Source organism: Psychrobacter sp. ASPA161_9 (assembly GCF_051970275.1).
In the GTDB taxonomy this organism is placed as follows: domain Bacteria; phylum Pseudomonadota; class Gammaproteobacteria; order Pseudomonadales; family Moraxellaceae; genus Psychrobacter.
On record NZ_JBEFNI010000005.1, the window covers coordinates 14,680 to 34,697 of the forward strand.

The 20,018-nt window shown below is 42.8% G+C and carries 15 protein-coding genes and 1 pseudogene; 9 read left to right on the forward strand and 7 right to left on the reverse strand.

What is annotated here, in order from left to right; translation table 11 throughout:
* Nucleotides 1-63: 63 nt before the first annotated feature.
* The 5 genes from ACTQ9S_RS07150 (at nucleotide 64) to ACTQ9S_RS07170 (ending at nucleotide 2,909) form a co-directional block, all read left to right on the forward strand.
* Entirely contained in the window at nucleotides 64-1,122 is a 1,059-nt protein-coding gene (locus tag ACTQ9S_RS07150; RefSeq protein WP_440454542.1) for a zinc-binding alcohol dehydrogenase family protein, read from the forward strand.
* Between the two features lie 117 nt (nucleotides 1,123-1,239).
* Complete coding sequence (locus ACTQ9S_RS07155; protein WP_068328838.1) at nucleotides 1,240-1,545, forward strand: putative quinol monooxygenase; 306 nt, start codon at nucleotides 1,240-1,242, stop codon at nucleotides 1,543-1,545.
* Nucleotides 1,546-1,641: 96 nt separating this feature from the next.
* On the forward strand, nucleotides 1,642-2,058 hold the full coding sequence (locus ACTQ9S_RS07160; protein ID WP_440454543.1) for a nitroreductase family protein: 417 nt from the start codon (nucleotides 1,642-1,644) through the stop codon (nucleotides 2,056-2,058).
* On the forward strand, nucleotides 2,059-2,298 hold the full coding sequence (locus ACTQ9S_RS07165) for a nitroreductase family protein (RefSeq protein ID WP_440454544.1): 240 nt from the start codon (nucleotides 2,059-2,061) through the stop codon (nucleotides 2,296-2,298).
* Between the two features lie 275 nt (nucleotides 2,299-2,573).
* Nucleotides 2,574-2,909, forward strand: coding sequence for a GlpM family protein (locus ACTQ9S_RS07170; RefSeq protein ID WP_068328832.1), 336 nt, complete (start codon nucleotides 2,574-2,576; stop codon nucleotides 2,907-2,909).
* A 19-nt stretch (nucleotides 2,910-2,928) separates the two neighbouring features.
* Here the strand turns inward: ACTQ9S_RS07170 and ACTQ9S_RS07175 are convergent, their stop codons facing one another.
* Complete coding sequence (locus ACTQ9S_RS07175; RefSeq protein ID WP_068037056.1) at nucleotides 2,929-3,168, reverse strand: hypothetical protein; 240 nt, start codon at nucleotides 3,166-3,168, stop codon at nucleotides 2,929-2,931.
* A gap of 372 nt (nucleotides 3,169-3,540) precedes the next feature.
* Here ACTQ9S_RS07175 and ACTQ9S_RS07180 point away from each other — a divergent pair, with 372 nt between their 5' ends.
* Nucleotides 3,541-4,155: a YceI family protein gene (locus tag ACTQ9S_RS07180; protein ID WP_440454545.1), complete on the forward strand. Its 615-nt coding sequence runs from the start codon at nucleotides 3,541-3,543 to the stop codon at nucleotides 4,153-4,155.
* 222 nt (nucleotides 4,156-4,377) lie between these two features.
* Complete coding sequence (locus tag ACTQ9S_RS07185) at nucleotides 4,378-4,761, forward strand: rhodanese-like domain-containing protein (RefSeq protein WP_068328818.1); 384 nt, start codon at nucleotides 4,378-4,380, stop codon at nucleotides 4,759-4,761.
* Nucleotides 4,762-4,902: 141 nt separating this feature from the next.
* Here the strand turns inward: ACTQ9S_RS07185 and ACTQ9S_RS07190 are convergent, their stop codons facing one another.
* Nucleotides 4,903-5,358: an outer membrane protein assembly factor BamE gene (locus tag ACTQ9S_RS07190; RefSeq protein ID WP_440454546.1), complete on the reverse strand. Its 456-nt coding sequence runs from the start codon at nucleotides 5,356-5,358 to the stop codon at nucleotides 4,903-4,905.
* A gap of 102 nt (nucleotides 5,359-5,460) precedes the next feature.
* Nucleotides 5,461-14,694, reverse strand: a pseudogene (locus ACTQ9S_RS07195) (YadA-like family protein); the annotation flags it as partial.
* Nucleotides 14,695-15,559: 865 nt separating this feature from the next.
* Here ACTQ9S_RS07195 and ACTQ9S_RS07200 point away from each other — a divergent pair.
* Both ACTQ9S_RS07200 and ACTQ9S_RS07205 read left to right on the forward strand, forming a co-directional pair.
* Complete coding sequence (locus ACTQ9S_RS07200) at nucleotides 15,560-15,862, forward strand: tautomerase family protein (RefSeq protein WP_440454547.1); 303 nt, start codon at nucleotides 15,560-15,562, stop codon at nucleotides 15,860-15,862.
* Nucleotides 15,863-15,920: 58 nt separating this feature from the next.
* Complete coding sequence (locus tag ACTQ9S_RS07205; RefSeq protein ID WP_440454548.1) at nucleotides 15,921-16,499, forward strand: GNAT family N-acetyltransferase; 579 nt, start codon at nucleotides 15,921-15,923, stop codon at nucleotides 16,497-16,499.
* Between the two features lie 140 nt (nucleotides 16,500-16,639).
* On the opposite strand, the gene ACTQ9S_RS07210 is transcribed toward ACTQ9S_RS07205, so the two are convergent.
* From ACTQ9S_RS07210 to ACTQ9S_RS07225, 4 genes are all read right to left on the reverse strand, one after another.
* Nucleotides 16,640-17,305: a class I SAM-dependent methyltransferase gene (locus tag ACTQ9S_RS07210; protein ID WP_068328801.1), complete on the reverse strand. Its 666-nt coding sequence runs from the start codon at nucleotides 17,303-17,305 to the stop codon at nucleotides 16,640-16,642.
* Nucleotides 17,306-17,786: 481 nt separating this feature from the next.
* On the reverse strand, nucleotides 17,787-18,401 hold the full coding sequence (locus ACTQ9S_RS07215) for a hypothetical protein (RefSeq protein WP_440454549.1): 615 nt from the start codon (nucleotides 18,399-18,401) through the stop codon (nucleotides 17,787-17,789).
* A 69-nt stretch (nucleotides 18,402-18,470) separates the two neighbouring features.
* Nucleotides 18,471-19,175, reverse strand: coding sequence for a hypothetical protein (locus ACTQ9S_RS07220; RefSeq protein WP_440454550.1), 705 nt, complete (start codon nucleotides 19,173-19,175; stop codon nucleotides 18,471-18,473).
* Nucleotides 19,176-19,259: 84 nt separating this feature from the next.
* Nucleotides 19,260-20,015 carry a phosphate/phosphite/phosphonate ABC transporter substrate-binding protein gene (locus ACTQ9S_RS07225; RefSeq protein ID WP_440454551.1) on the reverse strand — a complete coding sequence of 252 codons (756 nt, stop codon included), beginning with the start codon at nucleotides 20,013-20,015 and terminating at the stop codon, nucleotides 19,260-19,262.
* Nucleotides 20,016-20,018: the final 3 nt, after the last annotated feature.

The window sequence follows — 20,018 nt, forward strand, 5'->3', positions numbered from 1 at the left end:
TAGAAATTAAACCATTACAAAGTATCTCATTAAACTTATCATCAAAAACTGGGACATACCCTTATGCAAACTGTCAAAGCCATTGGTTATCAAAACAACCTACCTATCGATGACGAACAAGCGCTACAAGACATTACTCTTGATAAACCGACTGCTTCAGGCCATGATATTTTGGTAGAAGTTAAAGCCATATCCGTCAATCCGGTAGATTATAAAATCCGTGCATCGCGTCCTGCACCAGAGGGTGAGTATGCTGTTATTGGTTGGGATGCTGCTGGTATCGTAACGGCTATCGGTGAAGAAGTCAGTCTGTTCTCAGTAGGAGATAACGTTTATTACGCTGGAGATTTGACCCGTTCAGGCAGCAATGCTGAGTATCAGCTGGTCGATGAGCGTATCGTTGGCCACATGCCGACATCCTTATCTTTCGCTGAGGCAGCGGCGCTTCCGCTCACTACAATTACGGCATGGGAGATGTTATTTGACCGTTTGCAAGTACCTGTTTCTGATAGTTCGACGGATGAAAACGGTAATGATGAGGATACTAATGACATTTCAGTATTAGTGATTGGCGCAGCGGGCGGGGTAGGATCAATATTAACCCAACTATTAAAATCTCAAACAACAGCCACCATTATTGGTACCGCTTCAAGGGATGAGAGTATACAGTGGCTCAAAGATTTGGGCGCTGACTATGTTATCAATCACCGTAATGCATTGTCTGATGAGCTGCAAAAAACAGGCATTGCTGAAGTAGACTATGTCGTGAGTCTCAATAACACCGAAGAGCATTATGAAGAAATTATTAAATGCTTAAAGCCCCAAGGTAAACTTGGACTGATTGATGACCCAGCAACATTAGACGTCCTACCGCTTAAGACTAAAAGCTTAAGCCTGCATTGGGAGTTTATGTTTGCGCGCTCAATGTTTAATACGCCAGACATGATTGAACAGCACCATTTATTAAATGCAGTGGCAACATTAATTGATGCTGGCGAGATTAAAACCACGGTTGCTCACAATCTTGGCACTATCACAGCCGAGCATTTACGCAGTGCGCACCAAATGCTAGAGAATCGTCAAGCACATGGCAAAATCGTATTAGAAGGCTGGCCTGTATAAAGCGTTAAATTATCGTTTAGCTTTACAAGTCTAATTTAACGCTTTGAGCAAATATATTGAACCTGCTTAAATGAATTTATTTGAAATAATTATAATATTAAAACATAGGAAGAATTTATGAACACGCAAGCAAACAAGCCACTCACCATCGTTGCTACTATCAAAGCCAAACCTGAGCACGTTGAGCGAGTCAAATCTGAACTACTTAAACTAACAGCAGCATCACAAGCTGATCAAGGTTGTATCCAATATGACTTACATCAAGACAATGCAAATCTTAATGGATTTATCGTTTATGAGATTTGGGAAAACAATGAGCTTTTGCAGCAGCATGTACAAAGCCAGCATTTTCAGAACTATGTAAAAGTAACAGATGGCATGGTCGATGAATTTGTCATAACTGAAATGACCGCTATTTCGTAAATTTCACCTGTGCATTTATCTATCATTAATAATAAGATAGATAACGATTCCACTTTAAACTTAAAACATTTGAAAATGTACGAACAGGAATAATGTATGAAAGATATCACTGATGCGATGAATTGGCGCTATAGCGTTAAAGACTATGACCCTACCAAAAAGCTGTCAGCTGATGACTTTCAGCGTCTAAAAGATGTGTTGCGCTTGAGTCCTTCAGCGACCAATATTCAACCTTGGCACTATGTGATTGCCGATGATGATGCTGGTAGAGCTAGAGTTGCTAAAGGGACTGATGGGCATCACGAGGCTAATTCATCAAAAATAAAGAATGCCTCACACGTTATCGTTTTTTGTAGTCGTGCTTATGCAGATGATGAGTATTTGAGTGAATTACTCGAAAAAGAAGACGCTGATGGTCGTTTTACTGAACCAAAGCGCAAAATACAAATGGATGAAAAACGTAAGAAATCGGTTAATAATCACCGTTTTTCAAAAAAAGATGAGCCGTTTTAGTTGGCTAAGCAGGTTTATATTACGATGGGTGCTTTATTGCTTGGAGCGGCAACGCTCGGTATTGACGCGACACCGATGGAAGGTGTTGATTTTGAGGTGCTCGACGAAGAGCTTGACTTGAATAGTAAAGGCTTAACCGCTGTAGGCGTTGTCAGTCTTGGTTATCGTAGTGGTGATGGCTATAATGTAGAATTACCGAAATCGCGCTTGAGTGAAGAGGTTGTTTTTAGCAAAATATAAGTTTTATCAAGATATAGGTTTTACTAAGCTATAGTTAGTTCAATATAAAAAGAATACGGTGGAACTGGAATTAATTTTTTGCAGCCTCTGTCTACGTAGGCACAGCAAGCAAAAAAATTATCAACCATCAGTGATAACTAACCTCATAAATGAGATATATTTATGAGGTTTTTCTATGATAAATAATACTGGATTTAGCATTAAGACTCGTAACTGCTATATAGTAAGCCAATCAATGTACAATCAATCAGTGCCTAACAGGAGATAATCTCATCATGATTTGGCTAAAAATGCTTGTTGGCGCGTTGGTGGTACTGTTGATTCAACTATTCGCTCAAAGCAGGTTCTTTTATTTGGCAGCACTTGCGCCACTTTTTCCGACCTTTACTTTAATTAGCCATTTTTTAGTTGGCACTCAGCGTAGTGCTGCAGATTTTAAAATTGCATTGATATTTAGTATGCTAGGTGTGATACCGCATCTCATTTATACGCTGATTGTATTTTTTAGCTTTAGCCATATTGGCTTGTACAAAGCATTATTACTAGGTGTGGCAGGCTGGTTGATCGCTGCTGCTGTTTTGATATTTGCGTGGCAACATCTACAAATATAATAAAGGGTGTACGAGCTTATTAGGCGCTTCTTTTGTTGTTCATACAATCGAACCATGCATCGTCATATACGGTAGCAGCAGAATCAAAGTGCACGTATATTTTTTCATTATTCAATGTCGCATACCAATGCTCATCGTTATAGCCTGTGAGCACTTGAAAATACTTTTCATTCACAAAGTCACCTACAACGTAGGTATTTCCTGCTGCATAAAAAGTATTGCCAGCCGTACACAGTAGTTTATCACCAGTATTTATCATAACATTCTACTTGTATATTTTAGTATATTCGGAAAAGGTAATATATTATTCTAGCCGAATATAGCGTGAAATACTACAATGCGGAATGCAATCAATACGTTTTGTAACGTAATTTTTTATCGGGTGTCTCATGTATTTGCAAATTTAAACATGAATAATTGGAGTATTATCAAGGTACTGATTAACTGAAAAACAGGCACGATTTTGCTGTGCCAAAGTTTAAAAATAAGTGTTGAGTAAGTGAATCTAGGCAATGGCAGCTTCTTTATCGTCTAAGCTTTTAGCTTAGGTTTACAGTTATAAGGAATGGTTTAATGACTATTTTATCTTTGAAATTGTATCGTTGAAACAACTTCGCAAAGGAATGCCACTATGAGTTGTCTTTTACCCGATCGAAAGCTATCCCACTATCGCAAGCCACTAATGGCGTTGTTGTTAATAATGTCTTGTGTCAGTAGTCATGCTGCGACCTATAATATTGACCCAGCCCGCACCAATGTACGTTTCGCCATCGACTATTTTAATAAAAACTCCACCCATACGGGTGGCTTTTACAATGTGACGGGGCAGCTACAATATGATCCAAATGCACACACGGGCAACATCTCGCTTATCATTCCAATAAAATCCTTAAGTACAGGTAGTCGATCATTCAATCAAAAGCTGACGAGTCGTGATTTCTTTGATGTGGCACAATTTCCCTTGGCTTACTTTGAGTCTACTAAGTGGTATTTTATGACGGATAAAACACGCTCAGAGGTCACCCGAATCGATGGCAAACTAACGCTACATGGGGAGACTCATCCAGTCACGCTAACGGCTACCAATTTCGATTGCTATGTCAGCCCCTCACGCAAAAATTCAGTTTGTGGGGGAGGTTTTACCACTACGATTGATCGCACTAAATGGAAGATTAATAAATACGCCTTACTGGGAATGACGAGAAATCTGACGTTAGATATCAGAGTGGAAGCAGCGACAGAGTAATGTATTATTATATAAATGAATATATTGAAATAAGTTGAAATCTGTAGATATAATATACAAAATAATATACTATTTTTAATAGTGAATGGTCTTTGATAGTAATTTTAAATGTTCAACATGCCCTATACTTTTTGATGTCTAAGTTGGCTGCCTTAGGTGTTTTTATCATAACAATACCTATCAAGCTGTTCTGATTTGTCTACCATATTTTGAGGTATAACTATGAAAACCCCACAGGATTTAGTAAGCGCTGCTAAAGCACAAATCACTGAAGTTGCACTGGCGCAAGCAGCTGCTGCTTGTGATAAAGCCGATATCGTTATCGATGTAAGAGAACCTGAGGAATACGCTACTGGTCATATTGAAAAGGCAGTACTGATACCTCGCGGGTTATTAGAGTTTAAAATTGACGATCTAACAGCCACTACTGGTGCTGATACCAACATTGTGCTTTATTGTAAAACCGGTGGACGTGCAGCGTTGGCAGTGCAGTCGTTAGAAGCGCTTGGCTATAAGCAAGTAGTATCTATTGCAGGTGGTTTTGAGGCATGGACTGAAGCTGACATGCCAATAGTAAAACCGAATGATGAAATTGATTTTGGCTAGTATATTAGGCAGTCATTTATTTTGAGTAAGGCATTTTCGGCATTAAAAGCAAGGCATTAGATGCCTTGCTTTCAATGTTTTGCTTCTTAGTTCAATTGTATGGCTTTTCAGTTTAATTATATGGCTTATGAGTTAAATAGATTAGCGCGCATACTTAGCACAGGATGCTGGTTGCCAATAAAACTCAGTGGCAAAGAATTCGTCGTCACGTATTCTGCCTTCATAGCTATTATCAAAGATTATTTTGTATTGGCAAGTCTCGACTCTTTTATCAGCATCGTAGAATTTGAGAATATAATCCCATTCGCGAGCGTTAAATCCTTCACTAAAGTGAGGTGTGCCAATTAACTGGTAGATTTGATCTTTGGTAGTACCTACTTGAATATTAGCAACATCATCATGATTGACGATACTACCTCCTTTTTGCCACGCTTTGTTTGGATCAGGGAACACCAAGTCATTGGCATCAACAGATCCATGCTGGGCACCAGGCGTCAAATGCCAAGTCGGCGTTATATTTTTTTGGGTACAGCCAGTCACTGTGAATAGTAAAGCAGTCGTTGCCAGCACGCCGTAATGATATGCAGATTTTTTCATTATCTATCCTTTAATATATTTTATGAGTAATTTGACAGCGCCTATCTATTTATAACCAAACCTACTGGCAGACAAACGCTGTCGTGAAGTAACGTTGTTATACTAGAAATGGAAGCCTGCACCAATTGCACCGCCAGCATTCCCTTGCGTATCTGCCGTACCATTCACTTTAATTACCCAACGACCGTTATCAGACACTTTAGATACACCAACAGCCACTGCACTTTCGCCATTGTATGACGCGATACCACCGCCGACCATTGACTTACCTGGAATATAAGCTTGCGGTAATGAAGACATTGCCATCGCTGCTGAGATACCAGCGTTTGCATTGTCTTCGACTTCACCAATTCTGTATCCTAGCGCGTTGACGCTATCGCCCAGTTTTTTATCAAGAGCAGTGAGTTGACCGAAGTTGACCGCATCTTTTTCATTGGTACCAGCTTCAACTCCAGTAATGACAGTGTTGGCTGCATTAAAGCCTTCAGCGGTCATGCTAGGACCATCTTTGATGGTGACGCCTGTGTTATCAACCACCGTATTGCCTGTGGTGACACTATCGACTTCGATGTTGCCATCTAGGCCAATTTGAATACCGCCATTAGCAGTGCTGGTCGTAATGTTATTACCGCCTTCAAACTGAATACTGCCACTATTACCGCCGACGCTCTGACTGATGTTATCCCCATTATCCGTGCCAAAGCTGATACCTGCGTCAAGACGACCAGTGTTGTCTGTGATCTTCTCGTTATTGGCTTGGATATCTTCATTGGCCTGAGCATTGCCTTGGTTAACAGAGGCAATAGCATCACTGATATTACCTTTGCCAGTACCACCAATGTTATTAGCAGTAAGGTTGCCATCAGCATCATAGGTAGCATCGCCGCCAATGATGCCAGCGACACCGTTGCCAAGGTTATCTAACTGACCTTTATTAACTGCATCTGATGCTCCAACCCCATTAGCCACGTTAGTAATAGTGGTACCTTCAGCTCCGCCACCTAACGTGATGCTGCCTTTATTGACAGTATCATCTGGGTTTTTGTCATATTGGACTGCTGCATTATTGAGTGATGCATTGCTATCACCAAGTGCGTCACTGACTGCTTTTAACTGTGAGACGTTGACGGCATCAGAGTCTGCGGTACCAGTAGCAACACCAGTTACTTGACGATATACACCGCTCGCAGCATCGCCTACAGCAACTGAACCTGTAGTACTCGTAGTAGCCATAATCGCCGCATTACCGACTGCGCCAAAACCAATAATTCCAGCACCTGTCATCGCTGCAGAGCCAGTGCCCAATACCACTGAACCTTCAACGGTTTGGGTGACATTGTTGCCGAAAACAAAGGTGTCATCACTATCAATAGTATTGTTATTACCTACTGAGTAACTGTTATTACCATCGATAATACTTGGGTCACCAAAGGCCCCTGAGTTATTGCCATTGACGATGTTGCCTGTACCTACACTAATAGACTGAGTACCGTTGGCTTGAGCACCGTCGCCGATAGCAACAGAAGAAGCACCATTGACTTGAGAGCCTTGTCCGATAACGACAGAATTTTTGGCATCAGCTGATGCTTTGGTGTTGTGACCTAATGCGAGAGTGCTCTCAGCACCAGCTTCTACAATAGCATTGACACCAATGGCTGTTGAATTAGCACCACCAGCACTTGAGTCATTGGTAATACCTAAATCACCATCAGCACTGACGGCATTGGTATGGGCAAATTTCACCCCTTCGGTGTTCATTTTTTGCACGGTTTGACCGATCCTTAAACGATCGGTAACTCCTTGACCTTCGACATCGTAGGTTAAGAATAAAGATTCTAAGTCATTGTTGTTTACATTGTTATTGACCACTTGATCTGCGACATTTACCGTGACTTCCTTACCGTTTTGATCAAAAACTTTGACCTTAGTGACACTATCAAGCTGACCTTTATTAACTGCATCAGCAGCATTGATACCATTGGCAATGTTAGTAAGAGTGGTGCCACCACTTACTACGATATTATTATCGTTATCGTCTTTACCAATCACCGCCGGTGTACCAGCAAAGCTGACTTTATCGTAGTTCACTGTGCTGACTGTGCTGTCAGTATTACGATCATACTGAACCCCACCTGCAGTTATTCCACCAGCAACAGCGGTTAATTGACCAAAGGTTGCTGCATCGCTAGCTACTGAACCATTGGTTAGGTTAGTAATTTTAGTATCATTTGCATTGATGCCTTGTGCCGTGATGATTGGCCCTGTTGTGTCGCCTGTGCCATTAATGAAGCTTATGCCGCCTTGGTTGACAGTGACGCCATTGTTACCAGCATTGTCTGTGGCACTAAAGCCTTCTGCGCCATAGTTGCTGGTATTAGTACCGTCAGTAACGTCGGTGCCTGCACTAGTCATGGTCGTGATGTTGTCTGCACCATCATCAATGCTTACACCAGCAGTGTTGGTTACGGTATTGCCGGTCGTCACGCTAGTAAGTGCTAAGTCATCCTTGGTTTTGACTTCATAGTCAGTAGAACCATCAGTGTTGACCGTTTCGGAGACGGTGATGTTCTTACCTGCAGTGACGGTACTTTTCGCTTTCGTAGCCGCATCTTTAACAGAAGAGATGGCACCGTCAATCGTATTAACACCAGTGCCGCCAATGTTGGTTGCGGTAACAATACCGTCAGCGTTCGTTGCATTGCCACCAATGACAGTTGCAAGAGCAGCCGAACTACTATTTAGCTGATCACCAGTCACCGCTTCGGTTGAACCTGCGGCAACGTTGCCATTAGCAAGACCACTTAAAGTACGTACGCCATCAGTACCAGTAAAGCTGACGCTTGTACCACCAGTTGTAGCGCCAACCGTAATCGCGCTTGTACCGGCGTCTTGACGGACGATACCGGTGCGACCAGCGTTGATGTCGTCGATATCGCTGGTGTTGGTGCTGGTTCGACTATCAAGGTTACCTAGCGCATCACCGACATTGTTAAAGTCAGTGGTGGTCGCATCATTATTGCCGTTGTTTAAGGTATAGGTAGGGGCGCTGACCATGCCCGTATCCGAGTCATAAGCGGCATTGCCGCCTAAGTTACTTGCCGTGCTGTTGCCTAGAGCATCGGTCTTTATGTTACCAGCGCCTGCTATCGCGTCTAACTGGCCTTTGTTGACAGCATCGCCGTCAGCGACCCCAGTTGCAACATTACTGATAACCGTATTATTGGCATCAATACCTGCTGCCGTGATATTCGGTCCAGTAGTAGCACCTACGTTGTCAGTAAAGCTTATGCCTGTCTGATTAACGATTGTGCCATTGTGACCTGCAGCGTCAGTAGCCGTAAAGCCTGTCGCACCATAATTACTAGTGTTGGTACTGTCGGTGACGTTGGTGCCAGTGGCACTTAAGTTGGTGACGTCGTCGCCTATACCATCATTGACCACTAATCCATTGGTGTCTAAGACGCTGTTGCCAGTGGTAACACTACCATTCGTACCGAGATTAATATTCTCAGCCAATTTCACAGTTAATGAGTTATCAGCACCATTAGCGACCACACCAATATTATTGTCCGTCAGAGCAGCTGTAGACGGTGCACCACCTTTTACGACGAGTGCCTGACCGAGTTTACGAGTCACTGTAACTGTTGTATTGTCGCCAGTGAAGCTAAGCGGTGTTTGTACAGCTGAATTTAGTGCAGTGATTGCATCACCAACGGTACGGACATTAGTAGCTGCGTTTGATGGATTGCTCACGACAGAGAAAACAGGTGCAGTGTAAACACCAGTTGACGCATCGTATGCTGCATTGCCACCTAAAGCGGTAAGGTTGCCTTGAGATAAAGCTGAGTTATCATCAACTGTAGTACTTAAGCCTTTTAGCTGACTGACGTTGACAGCGTCGGTATCTGCACCGCCGGCGGCGACGTTAGTCAATCGACGTTCACTACCTGCATTACCGATACTGACTACATTGCTACCTATTGCTGTTCCTACAACGGTTGTACCAGTAGGGGCAAAACTTGCGAGGGTAGAGGCTGTCACCGTGGTATCGCTACCGATACCTACCGCGCCATTTAAGCCGGTAGCGATAGTGACGTTGTTACCTATGACAAAGGCGTTGTCAGCATCAATGGTGTTCTCAATACCTACAGCTGAGCTGGCTTCACCTGATATGTTATTAGCTACACCTATAGCAGAACTGGCTGCACCTGTTACGTTATTAAATACACCAAAGGCTGAGCCAACCTCACCTGATACATTGTTTAAGGTACCAAAGGCCGAGCTACCAACAGCTGAAGCCTGATTTTCAGAACCTACAGCAGTCGCCTTGAAGCCAGTAGCTGAAGTGTCTTTACCGATAGCAATTGCATCTTCACCTGTCGCCCCCTCATTGTTTTCGTTAGTACCACCAGTTGAGTTGACGCTGAAGTATTTGGTTTTTTGAGCTTCTAAGGTTGCATTTGTTGCTGCCAATTGACCGCCGTTAATAGCATCTGTGCTATTAGTTGCAATAGTACCATCTGCCACACCAGTAATGACGGTACCACCAGCATCGATACCACTAGCAGTAATGCTAGGACCGATAGCATTATTGTTATTGTCTAAAAATCTGATCCCACTTTGGTTGAAGACCGTACTGGTAATACCGTCGGTCGCTGTGAAGCCATTTGCACCGTAGTTGCTTGTATTAGTACCATCTGTGACGTTAGTGCCTATGGCAGTAATAGTGGTGGCATTACCATCAACAGTACCGTCATCAACTCTCACACCAGTAGTGTTGGTTGTGGTGTTGCCCGTGGTGACACTACCAGTTGCACCCAAGTTAATATCTTTGTTGAGCTTGACGGTTAAAGTATCGCCGTTACTGGCAACCACACCGATGTTGTTATCGGTCAGATCTGCTTCAGTCGCACCGCCACGTACTTTTAGCTCTTCACCAAGCTTACGAGTGAATGGGGTAGTGCTGTCACCTGAGAACTGTAAACCTGTATTGGTGAGACCAGTTACCGCAGTGTTTACATCACCAGCATTCACTGCAGTATTAGCATTGGCAGGTAAGCTTATGTCACCTGCACTTGCCACGCCGGTTAGTTGACGAGCATCGCCATCTACATTGGCAAAGCTGACACTGGTGCCACCAGTTTGGCCACCAATGGTAATAGGATCAGTGCTGTTGTCTTGACGGACAAGCCCTGTTTTACCAGAAGCCAGATCAGCGATGCCCCTAGTGTTAGTAGTAGTACGAGTATCAAGGTTGCCAAGGGCACTACCAACGTTATCAAAGTTTGCTGTGGTACCAGCATTGCTACCATCGTCTAGGGTATAGGTAGGTGAGGTATAAGTGTTAGTTACAGCGTTATAAGTTGCACCGCCACCAAGTGCAGCTAAGTTCCCTGTTGCAATATTATTGGTGTCTGTTAACTGACCGAAGGTTGCTGCGTCATCTGGTGCAACGCCATTAGCTAGGTTGGTAATTCTATTATTACCGTTATTGAGTCCAGATCCGCTAAGAGTAACGGTATTGTTAGGACCGTCAACAATGGTAACGCCAGCATTATTCAATGTACTGTTACCAGCAGTGACTCTGTTAACATTGATATTATCGTTCAGAGTAACTTGTACGCCATCTGCTGTGGTAGTAGATGTGATATTGCTATCGCCTTTGACATTGATAGTGTCACCTAGCGCAAAGTTGTTGCCTGTCGTGCCATTACCGAAGTTGATACCTTTGTTGATCTCAGTGGTGTTACTAGCAGCACGAGTGTCAAGGTTACCAAGGGCATCGCCGACATTGTTAAATGCTGGGGCGTTAGTACCCGTGTCAGTCCCGTCGTCTAAGATATAGCTTGGGGCGGTATAAGTATTGTTTGCCGCATCATAAGCGGCATTGCCACCAAGTGCAGCTATATTGCCAACAGAGCGATTGCTGTTGTCGGTGACATTAGTATTGGTAGTATTTAACTGATCACCTGTGACAGCTTCCGTTGAACCTGTGGCAACGTTACCATTAGCAAGGCCACTTAAGGTACGCACGCCATCAGTACCAGAAAGGTTAACGCTTGTACCACCTGTGGCAGCACCCACGGTAATCGCACCAGTACCGGCATCTTGACGGACAAGACCTGTTTTACCAGAGGCGAGGTCAGCGATATTGCCAGTGTTGGTAGTGATATTACCTGTATTAGCAGTAACGTCAGCATTGGTAGCATTCAGCTGATTACCAGTCACTGCATCTGTTGAACCAGCTGCAATAGTGCCATCTGCAATATTGGTAACTTTATCACCACCGACGTCTAAGCCAGTAGCCGTACTGGTCAACACCGTATTGTTAGTCGTGTCACCGATGGTTGCTTGGGTCACACTGATATTGTCCGCTAAGTTGTAATTGATACCGTTATCAACAGTGTTGGTCACAACTAGATTGCTATCAGTATTTGTGAAGTTGACATTTTCACCTAATTGAACGTTATCGTTAGTACCACCAGCCGCGCTGATGTTAAAGCCAAGATCTGCTTGTGCTTGAACGTTGGCAATGTCACCAGTATTGACCGTAGTACGAGTGTCTAAGTTACCTAAAGCACTCCCAACATCATTAAAGTCGGTTGTTATCGCATCATTGTTACCGTTGTTCAGGGTATAAGTAGGTGCGCTGACAATGCCAGTATCTGAATCATAAGCTGCATTGCCTCCTAAGTTGCTTGCCGTGCTGTTGCCTAAAGCATCAGTTTTAGTGTTACCAGCCCCTGCTGCTGCGTCTAATTGACCTTTATTGACAGCGTCGTCAGACACAATACCGTCAGCAACTTTAGTAATACGATTACCACCGTTGTTAAGACCATCATTGCTTAGAGTCACTGTTTGGTTCGTACCACCGGTTAAAGTAATGCCAGATCTATTAACTGTAGTATTACCAGTTCTAACGCTACCATTTACCCCAAGGTCAACCTGCTCATTGAGGCTCACTTGTACGCCATCAGCGGTGGTGCTGCTGGTTAGATTGCTGTCACCAGTGACGTTAATGGTATCGCCTAACGCAAAGTTGTTGTCTGTCGTGCCATCGCCAACGTTGATGCCTTTCGCAATATCAGTGGTATTAGTAGTAGTACGAGTATCAAGGTTGCCTAGCGCATCACCGACATTGCGGAAGGTGGAGGTCGTGCTGCTGTTAGTCCCATCATCTAAGAGGTAGCTTGGAGCGGTATAAGTGTCAGTTGCCGCATCATAAGCAGCATTGCCGCCCAATGCAGCTATATTGCCAACAGAGCGATTGCTGTTGTCGGTGATGTTGGTATTAGTAGTATTTAACTGATCACCTGTGACAGCTTCGGTTGAACCTGTGGCAACGTTACCATTAGCAAGGCCACTTAAGGTACGCACGCCATCAGTACCAATAAAGTTAACGCTTGTACCACCTGTGGCAGCACCCACGGTAATCGCGCCTGTACCGGCATCTTGGCGCACAAGACCTGTTTTACCAGAAGCGAGGTCAGCGATGTTGCCAGTATTGGTTGTAATATTACCTGTATTGGTTGTGACATTAGTATTTGTCGCGTTAAGTTGACTGCCATTAACCGCATCAGTGCTTGTAGTATTCAAGCTACCATCTGCGACATTAGTAATCTTATCACCACCGACATCTAAACCATTAGCCGTACTGGTCAATACCGTATTGTTGGTGGCATCACCAACAGTGACTTGATTGACACTGATATTGTCCGCTAAGTCGTAATTAATGCCATTATCAACAGTATTGGTTACAACTAGATTGCTATCAGTATTTGTGAAGTTGACATTTTCACCAAGTTGGACGTTATCGTTAGCACCACCAGCCGCGCTGATGTTAAAGCCTTGATTAGCTTGGGCGAGGGCACTATTTGCCGTAGTGTTTGCCGTGTTTGCTGTTGTTTGAGCAGTAGTGACATTGCTATTAGTAGTATTTAACTGATCACCAGTCACCGCCTCGGTTGAACCCGCAGCAACGTTACCATTTTTAAGACCACTTAAGGTACGCACGCCATCAGTACCAGCAAAGTTAACGCTTGTACCGCCAGTCTGAGCGCCAACCGTAATCGCGCCTGTACCGGCATCTTGACGGACGATACCGGATGTGCCACTAGCGGCAGCATCAGCCGTTGCCTGAGCACCTCTGATATCATCAACCAACTTATTCGTGACTGAAAAAACCTGACTGCCATTAATCGCATCGGTAGAGGATGCAGAGATCTCACCTGGCGCCACGTTTTTGATCTGGCGCTCATTACCTATGAGACCTACAGATACTTGACGCCCAGCATCGCCTACATTACCAGCAAAACCTGACGCACCGTCAAACCCTGTAAAGGTGATGCCGTTAACTGTCTGGCTTTCGACCTTTGTTGCGCTACCATCCGTTTTACTGCCTGCACCGATAGCAACCGAGCCTTCTTTGGACGCACTAGCAGAGACACCAAATGCGGCGGATGCAGTACCTCCAGCATTGGCCTGCGTACCAAACGCAGTCGACAGTGCTCCAGATGATACTGCTTGTACACCAATGGCAACAGAAGCGGCACCGCTTGATGCAGTATTTGGATATTGCATACCTGCAGCGGTATTTACCAAATCTCGACCACCAGAGTACTTTTTAAAAGTCGTATTGACTTCACCACTGTTGACTGCGCCAACAGTCTCTGTACCATCTGGGTTTACAGTAGTTCCAGAGGCTTTGTTTAGATCATCACCACCGATGGCAATTGACGAGCTACCTGACGATACTGTGTTCGCACCGATAGCAGTAGACTGATCACCACTCGCTGTAGTGAATTGTCCACCACCTACTCCCCCGATTGCTATTGACTGACCACCTGTTGCTTGAGCATTTTCACCAATGGCTACCGTATTATTACCATCAGCACGGGCATTAACGCCCATTCCTACAGATCCAGAGCCTGTTACTTGAGCATTCGCGCCTAAGCTTACTGAATCACTTGCATTAGTAGTCGCGTTATTACCTATAGCAATACTATTAGTGCCACTAGCATTGCTTTCACAGCCTATAGCGATATCACCAGTAGACTTATCTGCCATGGTATCTGTGCCAAGAGCAGAAATAAGACACTCGTTAGTATCTATTGAACTAGCTCCTACAACAGCTACTGCTTGCATACTAAATCCAGCACTAGCTAGCCCCACGCACAATGCACTAAGGCGCAAGAGTTGCGCGCATCCCGTTAGCGTGTCATTGGAAGCACTTGCAGCGTTAGAGCTTACGACGGCACTTGATGATTTGCCGCGACTTTTCGCATATTCTGCTACTGCCATAAAACAGTTTAATGACTGATTCCAAATAACTTTATAATTGCGATTCATAAGGTAACATCCTGTAGTGGTCAAAACCCTGCTTGATAACAGTAAGATCTACTGACAATAAATTGACATTAGTAGAGAAGAAATAACTAATACTTTTAATTAAAGAATAATTTATAATTAATGGTAATACAAAAGTAAAACAAAGTGAAGTTAATTAATTTTTATAAACCATAATTAAATTTTTATTTTAACTGATAATTAATATTCGATTTAAAGAACATAAGTATTTTATATAAATATTTTTATATTCATTTAAACGAATATAAATAAAAGGTTTTTATTTTTTATAGATGAGTTATAAGTTTTATATAACTAAAAAAATAGCTTTAAAAGTCATTGTTTTGAGATTGTTTTGAGATTGTTTTGAGATTGTTTTAAGATTATTAAGCAGGTGTTATCAATGCCTTGTAAGGTATAGTGTACGAAGTATCGATTAGACTATATGAGCATTATTGATATATGGATTTTCGATAATATAAAAAATAAATATGATTTAACAAATAATAAAATATATTAAATTTTATTTATTAATTTTTAATATTAAAATATTAAGATGTAGGATTTTAAATAAAATTATAGTTTTATATCATATTAAAAATTAATTAAAAAATAATGATATTTTTAATTATGTAAATAAATAATAAGCTAAGGATTGTTTTTTGATTTATATAAATTTAACTATAATAAAATATTTTTTATTATTCCTAAGAAATATAATTTATAATTAAATTAAATAAAATAATTTTCTCTAAAGTATATAGGCTTATTTATGATCGTTATCTATGGTGTTAAAGAGAATCTCAATCCTATTTAAGCAGCGCTGTCTACTGTCATTCATAGCTGCAAGCAGTCGGTGCTTGGACTACCAGAGGATAAAAGGGCACAGCGCTTCATACCGCTAGACTCTGAGGATTTTTACTATCCTGCTGATAGGTCTGCAGCTTATACTGTCATTGAGATTAATATGATGGCTGGTCGTACTATCGCTACTCAGAAGGCGCTGATCAAAGCATTGTTTCAACGTATTGAATCAGAGGTAGGAATCGCACTGATAGATATCGAGATTACGATAAAAGAGCAACCAGCGCATTGTCAGGGGTTTCGTGGGCTGACGGGTGATGAGGCACGTAATTTGAAGTATAAAGTGAATGTATAGCGGCAGAATGTAGTAAATGTTAGGAGAGTTAGGCACTGGACGAAGCAGGCAAAATATCATGACGCAAAGAGTGCTAACAACAGAACGGCTTTACCTCAGGCAATGGCAACCAAGCGACTTTGCTGTGTTTGCAGAGATGAATGCTGATTCCGAGGTAATGAAATACTTTCCCAAGCTATTATCGCTAACATTGAGCGATGTGATAGCCAACAAGTGCCAGCAGCTTATTGAAGATAAAGGCTGGGGGTTTTGGGCGGTGAGTCTAAAAGGCAGTTTAGAAAAGAAGGAGGCCTTTATCGGTATGGTTGGCTTGAATGAAGCACATGCTGATATGCCTTTTGCGCCCAATGTGGAAATTGGTTGGCGACTACACAAAGACTATTGGGGACAAGGTTATGCAACTGAGGCAGCAAGAGCCTCGTTAAGGTTCGCATTTGAAACATTAGAGCTTGATGAAGTCGTCGCCTTTACTGCCGTTATTAACAAGCACTCGCAATTGATTATGCAGCGTATTGGTATGACTGATACACAAGAAAACTTTTATCATCCAATGCTTAATCCCAGCCATCCACTTGCTGAGCACGTCTTGTATAAGGTTACTCAACAGCAGTGGCAGGAATCTATTGTTAATAGTTGATTAATAAACTCTAAAGGCAAAAAATACAAACCATAGTGGTTAGTAGGATTTTTTCTTACAAATCAGAAACATTTTTGTTAGAAATTTAATAAATTGCCATTATAGTTTTAAGTCAGATTTTTCAAAATCCCTCAAAAATCTTAACTATTTCGAGAAAACGTCAAGATATGCCCCTTAAACGGTAGATCCAAATAAGTAGTATCTTCAGGTTTTATGTGTTGACTACTAAAGCCTGATTCAATCATTTTTGTCGTCAGCTTGTTTTTGCGTCCGCGACCGGGGTCAACGATGATGACTTCACAGTTGGAGCTGGCATGGCGATCAATGAATGCGGCCAATATATCGATATGCTGATCTTCGTAGAGTAGGTCGCTACCGATGATCATATCAAAGCGTCCAAGTTGACTGTTGTCTTCGGCCCAGTCTAAGCGCTCAAAGTTAATTTCTTTATTATTATTTAACGTGGTATTGCGATCAAGGAAGTACTCGACCGTCGGATGATAGTCCGTCGCCGTGATGTCCGCATGCCGATGATTAAGTAGTAGGCTGGATAGTGCCATCCCGCAGCCGACCTCCAATATACGCTTACCCGCGATATTATAATCGAGCATATGGTTAGCCAGTACCAAGCTTGACGGCCATATCACCCCAAACAGTGGCCAAGATGCCGAGCAAATACCTAAATTGAGTGCCTCATCGTCAGGGTCACTGAATTGTTGGTTGTCGCGTAAGGTGCAAATGTGAATATCGGTATTGCCAATTTCAATCGTTTGATAACGCACGCGCACAGTAGTAAGCGAAGTCATAAACTGTCCTAAAAAATGAGCAAGAGTGCAAGGATTGGCAGAGGTTGCCACTATCAGGAGTTGGATAATAAAAAGGTGGGAAAGACTGAGTAACAGCCTATATAAAGAGGTGGGTGTAATTAATTTAAGATTAACTGGATAATATTATGCCTGATAGCTCGGTGAGTTATTGTTATTTCGCAAGGTACTAATATTACTAGTATTACTGATGTTGCTAGCTTTTTAAAGTCTGCTATTAAAAGGAGTCTTCTATAAGACGTGCTACTAGCATAAGCTTTTCCTGTGTGCTGTTCGCCAGAGTGACAGAGGCTGCAAAAATTCATTCCAGCAGCACTGGCTGACTTTTAAAGTGAATGGGTTGTAAGCGTGCACTTAGTTTGGACATATTAGATGCACGATTGCTTGATATGGGAGAGTTTCAGTACGAAGTCATGTCTTGACGAAGTCATATCTTGCATTGACGTTTTTTTATAATGGAGCTTTAGTTATCAAATCGTAGCCCAGAGGTTTTGATGCCCCAGATTAGCTCAACAAAGGCACGATTATTGGTCAAGGGTTCACCGTCGATAATAAGTGCATAGCCGCCACCATCGATCCACAAAAATACAAAGCTGGTCTCAGGAATCAATAAATCAACTTGTTGGAAGAAAGATATGGCTTGGCTTTCAACTGCCCAGCCGCGCTGTTTTTGACGTAGCATAAATCCAGAAAAGTCCGCTGCTGCTACGCTAAGCATGTCGGCTTCTTCTTGGCTGTAGCCAATGCGCGCCAAACAAAACCCTTCGTCTGAAGCGATGGCAGCGCGGCGCTTGCCGGATAAGCTTGCCACCACATACGGCAAAAACTGATCAAGTGGTAAGTTGGGAGCGGGCAAAAAGGTAGATAGCTTTTCAATGAAACCTTGTTCAACGAAGCTATTTAACCATCGTTCTGAATACTCCTCCAGCCATGCTGCGACCAGCATCGTCTCGCGATGTGACAACAGTGCCTGTAATGCCAACTGCTGTGCGGTCGGTTCACTTTGGGAAAATGCTTCAAACACGCCAGCAGGGGTTAAGGTAATATAGGTTTTGTCAGCATTATCAAAAGTGGACATAAAAGTTACCTTATCGACAGGATGGAATAAAATAGGGGTTAATCAGTTGCAATGTTAAACCAGCAATAGCTACGCGCTTGCCTTTTTGTCTAAGCTTAGCGTGTTTTTTACTGGCTTAGAGCCTAAGATTTCTTTTGTAGAAGTTGAACCCGTTTGTTCTAATTGCTGTTGGCAATCACTCCAGTGTTCATCAAATTGCCAGTCGCTTTTACCTAAGCGAAACCAAACGATAGAGAAGGCTAAGCGATCATTACAAGCCAAGCAATGAGCAAAAAATTCACGCTCAATTTGCTCAATCGTATTCCAGTCCGCCGCATCACGTGCGCTCATTAGCTCATTGGTAATGTTCCGAGCGATCTCTTTGGCATCATCACTGCTGATACGTAGGCGATGGGTTTGCACGTTCAACGATGGCGTTACCAGTACGCTCCAGCGCGTCGCAAACTCACTGCTGTGCCTTATATAATCAAGCTTGTTGATACAGTTATGAAATGCGTGCTCTATCTGCGGATGCAGGCGACCTTGAATACGGCTAAAGATATCTTTGACATCGTAAGGAATGTCATACCAACAGCCAAAGAAAAAGTCAGCGACCGCGCCTTGTAGTGGTTCTTTTTCATTAAGCAGCAAAGCGGCATTGATACGCTGTTCGTGATAGTAGCGGTTATTGGGGGCGGCGAAAATCTTCCGAGAGTAATAACGAAACGTGCGACGTGCAGTCATCTCGCCGCTTTTATGTAAAAGTAACTCGTCAGTTGGAAATAAATCAGCCATGACGGTATCCTTAATATAAGGGATATTATAGGTTTTAGCGCGACAGACGATACATGATTTTATAAGGGAACGACCTTTTAAAACTTAATCAAGTAAGGTTTCCATCAAATCCAACATAAACTCGCCATCTTCTTCGCTCATCGCCTCAAAGCCTTGCGGCATACCAAGTTCGGCAAGCGCCTCTTTACCACTATCATCTTCATGAAAGGTCAATATCGCCTGACTTAATGCATCCGCTTCAACGAAATCCTCTTTAATCAGTAGCACATGACTAATATCTGCCAAATCACTTTCGATCAGTACCGAGAGTTGTGCTTTGGTCAAACGTGAGAAGCTATGAAAGATTTCTGCTAAGAAGAACGCAGCTTGTGCGTCACCTTTGATGACTTGCCTTGCCGCCGCTTGATAGGTTTCAGTCACTTCCCAGTTTAGATCTGCTTCTTCTAAGTCTACCGCTTCTAGTAAGCGCAGACCGATAAGCTTCACATCGCGGTTGTCTGCCATAGCGACGGTTGCGCCTTTGCTCAAATCTTCTAAATGATTAATGTCACTATTGGCGGCCGCTGCAATGACCATTTCATCAGATTTACCGATTGGACGTGCGATGGCGCGATAGCCTTTTTCACGAATCAAAGCGGCAGCATCGAAAGGATTGGCATAGATAATATGTATGTCACCAGCATCGACCATCTCTTCTTGTTCAGCATGAGAGGTAGGTGTATTGAGATGCAAGTGAATGTCCGCACGCTTTTGGATTAAGGTGTTAAACATATGCCAACCTGCAAAACGATCAGGCGAAAAATCAGGGGCGATTAATAGGTTATACATCTTCTCGTTCATGAT

Coding starts and splice junctions, on each gene's coding strand:
- ACTQ9S_RS07155 (WP_068328838.1), top strand. CDS start 1,240: ATGAACACGCAAGCAAACAAGCCACTCACCATCGTTGCTACTATCAAA.
- ACTQ9S_RS07175 (WP_068037056.1), bottom strand. CDS start 3,168: ATGATAAATACTGGTGATAAACTACTGTGTACGGCTGGCAATACTTTT.
- ACTQ9S_RS07225 (WP_440454551.1), bottom strand. CDS start 20,015: ATGAACGAGAAGATGTATAACCTATTAATCGCCCCTGATTTTTCGCCT.
- ACTQ9S_RS07160 (WP_440454543.1), top strand. CDS start 1,642: ATGAAAGATATCACTGATGCGATGAATTGGCGCTATAGCGTTAAAGAC.
- ACTQ9S_RS07220 (WP_440454550.1), bottom strand. CDS start 19,175: ATGGCTGATTTATTTCCAACTGACGAGTTACTTTTACATAAAAGCGGC.
- ACTQ9S_RS07205 (WP_440454548.1), top strand. CDS start 15,921: ATGACGCAAAGAGTGCTAACAACAGAACGGCTTTACCTCAGGCAATGG.
- ACTQ9S_RS07180 (WP_440454545.1), top strand. CDS start 3,541: ATGAGTTGTCTTTTACCCGATCGAAAGCTATCCCACTATCGCAAGCCA.
- ACTQ9S_RS07170 (WP_068328832.1), top strand. CDS start 2,574: ATGATTTGGCTAAAAATGCTTGTTGGCGCGTTGGTGGTACTGTTGATT.
- ACTQ9S_RS07210 (WP_068328801.1), bottom strand. CDS start 17,305: ATGACTTCGCTTACTACTGTGCGCGTGCGTTATCAAACGATTGAAATT.
- ACTQ9S_RS07190 (WP_440454546.1), bottom strand. CDS start 5,358: ATGAAAAAATCTGCATATCATTACGGCGTGCTGGCAACGACTGCTTTA.
- ACTQ9S_RS07185 (WP_068328818.1), top strand. CDS start 4,378: ATGAAAACCCCACAGGATTTAGTAAGCGCTGCTAAAGCACAAATCACT.
- ACTQ9S_RS07215 (WP_440454549.1), bottom strand. CDS start 18,401: ATGTCCACTTTTGATAATGCTGACAAAACCTATATTACCTTAACCCCT.
- ACTQ9S_RS07150 (WP_440454542.1), top strand. CDS start 64: ATGCAAACTGTCAAAGCCATTGGTTATCAAAACAACCTACCTATCGAT.